Source organism: Occallatibacter sp. (genome assembly GCF_049802275.1).
In the GTDB taxonomy this organism is placed as follows: domain Bacteria; phylum Acidobacteriota; class Terriglobia; order Terriglobales; family Acidobacteriaceae; genus Telmatobacter.
In genome coordinates this window covers 1-4,958 of record NZ_JBARMD010000075.1, presented here as the reverse complement: position 1 = coordinate 4,958, position 4,958 = coordinate 1, and the positions used below count along the sequence as shown (strand labels likewise).

The 4,958-nt window shown below is 57.5% G+C and carries 2 protein-coding genes; one reads left to right on the top strand and one right to left on the bottom strand.

What is annotated here, in order from left to right:
* Window positions 1-1,189: efflux RND transporter periplasmic adaptor subunit (locus WA354_RS02555; protein ID WP_472811443.1), on the bottom strand; the 1,189-nt coding region annotated here is incomplete at its 3' end.
* Between the two features lie 679 nt (window positions 1,190-1,868).
* Here WA354_RS02555 and WA354_RS02550 point away from each other — a divergent pair.
* Window positions 1,869-4,958, top strand: a 3,090-nt coding sequence (locus tag WA354_RS02550) for an efflux RND transporter permease subunit (protein ID WP_472811442.1), incomplete at its 3' end; no start/stop codon positions are given.

Below are 4,958 nucleotides of genomic sequence, written 5' to 3'. Positions count from 1 at the left end.
GACGCAAGCGGTCGGCGCCGTCAATGACAACCTTTGCTCCAGGTGCCGGACCACTGTCCAGGATCGTGTTCTGGCCTTCTGCGAGCGCCACCTTGACCGTCTGCATCTGCGCGGAATGGCCGCCTTTGCCATCGTCATTGATGACCCAGACGAAGAGGGATCCGTTCAGGCCGGTCTGGATAGCGGCTGAAGGAACGACCAGTGCATTCGGCCGGTTTTCAAGGATGAGGTGAACGTTGACGAACTGGTTGGGAAAGAGGACCGAGTCCTTGTTGTCGAAGACCGCCTTGAGCTTGCCCGTACCGGTCGTCGTGTCGATCTGGTTGTCTGCCGTCAGCAGGTTTCCGCTGGCAAGCAGTTGTGTATCGCTGCGATCGTAGGCGTCCACCGGCATGCGCTTGTCTGACGCGAGACGTTTGAGCACCTGCGGCAACTGATTCTCAGGAAGAGTGAAATAGACGGCGATCGGCTTGAGCTGGTTGATGACAACAAGATTGGTTGAATTGGCGGAGATGATGTTGCCGGGATCGACGAGGCGCAAGCCGATCTTGCCATCTATTGGAGCCTGGATATAGCACCAGTTCAACTGCAGCTGGGCAGTTTCGATGGCCGCGTTGTCTGACTGGATTGCACCTTCATACTGGCCCTGCTGGGCTTCATTCGCGTCCAGGGACTCCTTGGAGACGACGCCTGCGGCGTATAGAGCTTTATAGCGATTGAATTCCGCCTGGGCATTCTTCAGAAGCGCCTGGTCGTGAGCCAGCGTGCCTTTGGCCTGGTCCAGCGCCGCCTGGTAAGGCCTGGGGTCGATGACCATGATGGTCTCGCCCTTCTTCACTTCCTGGCCTTCTGTGAATTTGACGGGAAGCAACTCGCCGCTGACCCGGGCTTTGACGGTGACGCTGTAATAAGGAGTGACGGTGCCAAGGCCAGTGAGGTAAATCGGCATCGGTTTCTGCTCCACTGGAACAACCTGCACCGGAACGGGCCGATTCATGAGGGCAGTTGCCTGGTTCGCGGTATTGGCTGCGGTCTTTTGCTTGTTCTGATAGACGCGCCAGACGATCAGGCCCACGGCAATCGCCAGCACGAGATACACAATAACCCGCACCCATGGGCTCCGGTGGCCGGGAGGCTGCGATTCGCTGGTTTTGGGCAAATAGGGCTCGGTGGCGTCTTGAATTGGCATGATTTGGTTTCCAGTCAATTTTCTTTTGATCTGTGATGAGTTCCGGTTGCTTTGCTTCCCAAAAATTTGGGCAGTTTTGCCGCGGTGGCGCCCATTATAGGGACGGTCGTGTTTTGTGAAAGGTTTCCCGGGGCGTCGCCTTACCGTTTTATGAAAACGATGGCCCGCAGCAGTAATTATCCGCAGCCATTGTAGCGAAATGGAGCGTACGACGTGCCAGGAAGGCGATCCTGGCGGCCCATGCAGTCCATCTGGCCGATTGGCGAAGCAAAACTGCAGCCGTGAGGCGACGTCTGTCGAGTCCGTCTTCAGACGCTGTCGAGGCACATCTTCCGGTTCACGTGTTTGAGAAATCGATTGTTAGAGCAGCTCGAAATACTCCGCATATTGAGATTTGCCCTGCTGAAAATTGAAGCTTCGGCAGGTCCAGAACCGTCCTATCATTGAGAGCAAGAAAAGTCTGAAACGAGACGCGTTGCACTCCACCGCGCGTCATCGTCTAACATTTATCAATGACTGTTTAAATCATTGCGTCGGAACGGGCGGCGGTAGGCCGTTCGGTATCGGATTCGAGCTGCTGTTTGCCTTGACCGGTTCGCCTGCAGTCCTTTGGCGACCCATCTCTCATACGTCACGCTGATGACGGGCAAATCGCCTCAGGAGCGAGTGTACCAACCCTATGATGTGGATTGTTCGGCTAGCGCTGCGGCGGCCGTACACCTTTGCCGTCTTTGCGCTCTTGATCCTGATTTTGGGCGCGTACAGCATTGTGTCGATGCCCACCGACATCTTTCCGAACATCGACATTCCTGTGGTCACGGTGGTCTGGCACTACTCTGGACTTTCGGCGCAGGAGATGTCGACGCGCATTATTTTCAACAGTGAGCGCGGCATGACCACAACGGTCAGCGACATTGAGCACATTGAATCGCAATCGCTGAATGGGATCGGCATCATCAAGATTTTTTTTCAGCCGAATGTGGATGTGGGCAACGCCGTTGCGCAGGTGACCGCCATCTGCCAGGTACAGTTGCGGCAACTTCCGCCTGGCTCAACGCCACCGTTCATCATCCAGTACAACGCATCGAGCGTGCCCGTTCTAATGCTGGGGCTGTCGGGAAACGGTCTCAGCGAGCAACAGCTGAACGATCTCGCGACCAACAACATTCGCACCCAGCTGGCCACGATCGAAGGAGCGCAGACGCCTTACCCGTACGGTGGGAAGCAGCGCGAGATCATGGTGGACATCAATCCGAAGGCCCTGCAGGCACAGGGTCTTTCGCCGGCCGACGTGGTGAATGCGGTCTCGGCGCAGAACCTGATTGCTCCCTCCGGCACCATGAAGATGGACCGGTATGAGTACTCGATCGAGACGAACTCCGCGCCCACAATGGTGGAGCAGCTGAACAATCTTCCGATCAAGTCTGCAAACGGAGCGGTGATTTACGTGCGCGACGTTGCACATGTGCGCGACGGCAACCCACCGCAGACGAATATCGTACGCGTGGACGGAAAGCGCGCCATCATGATGGCGATCATGAAGACGGGGTCGGCCTCGACGCTGCAGATTATCAAGGACGTGCGCGAGAGGATCGAATACGTCAAGACCCAATTGCCGCCGCAATTGCGGATCAATCCTCTTTCTGATCAGTCCATCTTCGTGCGCGCCTCGATCAACGGTGTCGTGCGCGAGGCCATTATTGCCGCCTGCCTGACCGCGGTAATGATCCTGGTATTCCTCGGGAGCTGGCGCTCGACGCTGATCATCGCGGTTTCGATCCCGCTGTCGATTCTGTGCTCCATCACAGTGCTGGCCCTGCTGCACGAAACCATCAACATTATGACCCTGGGCGGGTTGGCATTGGCGGTCGGCATCCTGGTAGACGACGCCACGGTGGAGATCGAAAACATCAACCGCAATCTCGAACAGGGCAAGGAGATTGAGCAGGCCATCCTGGACGGTGCGGCGCAGATTGCCACGCCAGCGCTGGTATCGACGCTGGCCATCTGTATCGTATTTGTGCCGATGTTCCTTCTGAGCGGCGTAGCGCGCTACCTGTTCGTTCCGCTCGCAGAAGCTGTGGTATTTGCGATGCTCGCCAGTTACCTGCTGTCGCGCACCGTTGTGCCGACCATGGCGAAGTATCTGCTGCACGAGCACGATGACGCCCTGACGGCACGCAAACAGGTGAGCCGGAATCCGTTCGTTCGCTTTCAGAGCGGATTTGAGGCGGGATTCACTCGGTTCCGCAACGGCTACGTGCGGATCCTGACGCTGTGCCTGGATTATGCTCCGGTCTTTCTGATTGCATTTTTGATTTTCGTGATCGCCTCGGTTGCGCTGCTTGTGCCCTGGCTGGGGCAGGACTTCTTTCCCACCGTCGATGCCGGACAGTTCAAGATTCATGTGCGCGGTCGCACCGGCACACGCATCGAGGAGACGGCCGCGCTGTGCGATCACATTGATGCAACCATTCGTCAGCACATTCCCGAGAACGAGATGGCGACGATCGTGGACAATATCGGGATTCCCTACTCGGGCCTGAACCTTTCTTACTCGACGTCGGCGCCAATCGGACCGGAGGATGCTGATATCCAGGTGCAGCTGACGACGAAGCATCATCCGACGGAAGAATATGTGAATGAATTGCGGGGTGTTCTGGCGCGGGAGTACCCGGGGGTGACGTTTTACGTTCTGCCGGTGGACATCGTCACGCAGATTCTGAACTTCGGCTTGTCGGCTCCGATCGACATTCAGATCGTGGGACCTAATCTGTATGGCAACCGAGCGGTTGCAGAACGGCTGCTGAACGAAGTCCGGTATGTGCCCGGTGCGGCGGATGCGCGCATTCAGCAGCCGTTTGATTATCCGAATTTCACGGTCGACGTTGACCGCACGCGCGCCCAGGCGATCGGCTTGACGCAGTTCGATGTCGCACAGAGTCTCCTGGTCGCGCTCAGCGGCAGCTTTCAGACGACGCCGAGCTTTTATCTGGATCCCCGGAATGGGGTCAGCTACAACGTGGTGGTACAGGCGCCGGAGTACAAGCTCGACTCAATATCCGCGTTGAAGAGCCTGCCGGTAACCTCGTCGAGTAAAAGCGGCGGGAGCCGATCGACAGGCTCGAATTCCCCAACGATGGAGACCAATGCGCCGGGTTCCGCGCAACAGCCAATCCAAATCCTGGGCAACCTTGCACAGCTGAAGCCGGGTGCGGAACTGGGCACAGTGAGCCACTACGATGTACAGCCTGTGCTGGATGTTTATGCCAATGTTGTGGGCACCGACCTGGGAACCGTAACGCGCGAGATGGAGCGGATCAAGGCCAAATATGAGAAGCAACTGCCTCGCGGCTCCCACATCATTCTGCGCGGACAAAGCGAGACCATGCAGAAATCGTATCTCGGCCTGCTCAGCGGCCTGGTCTTCTCGATCCTCTTGATTTATCTGCTGATCGTCGTGAATTTCCAGTCCTGGCTTGATCCGTTCCTGATCATCTCGGCGTTACCTGCAGCATTGGCCGGAATCGCATGGTTCCTGTTCGCGACCGGGACCCGTCTCAGCGTACCCGCACTCACGGGCGCCATCATGTGCATGGGCGTTGCGACATCGAATTCAATCCTCGTGGTCAGTTTTGCGCGCGAACAGCTTGAAGAACTGGTGGGCGATGCGCGCCAGGCCGCGTTGAATGCGGGCTATGTCCGCTTGCGGCCGGTGCTGATGACGGCGCTGGCGATGATCCTGGGCATGATGCCGATGGCGCTGGGG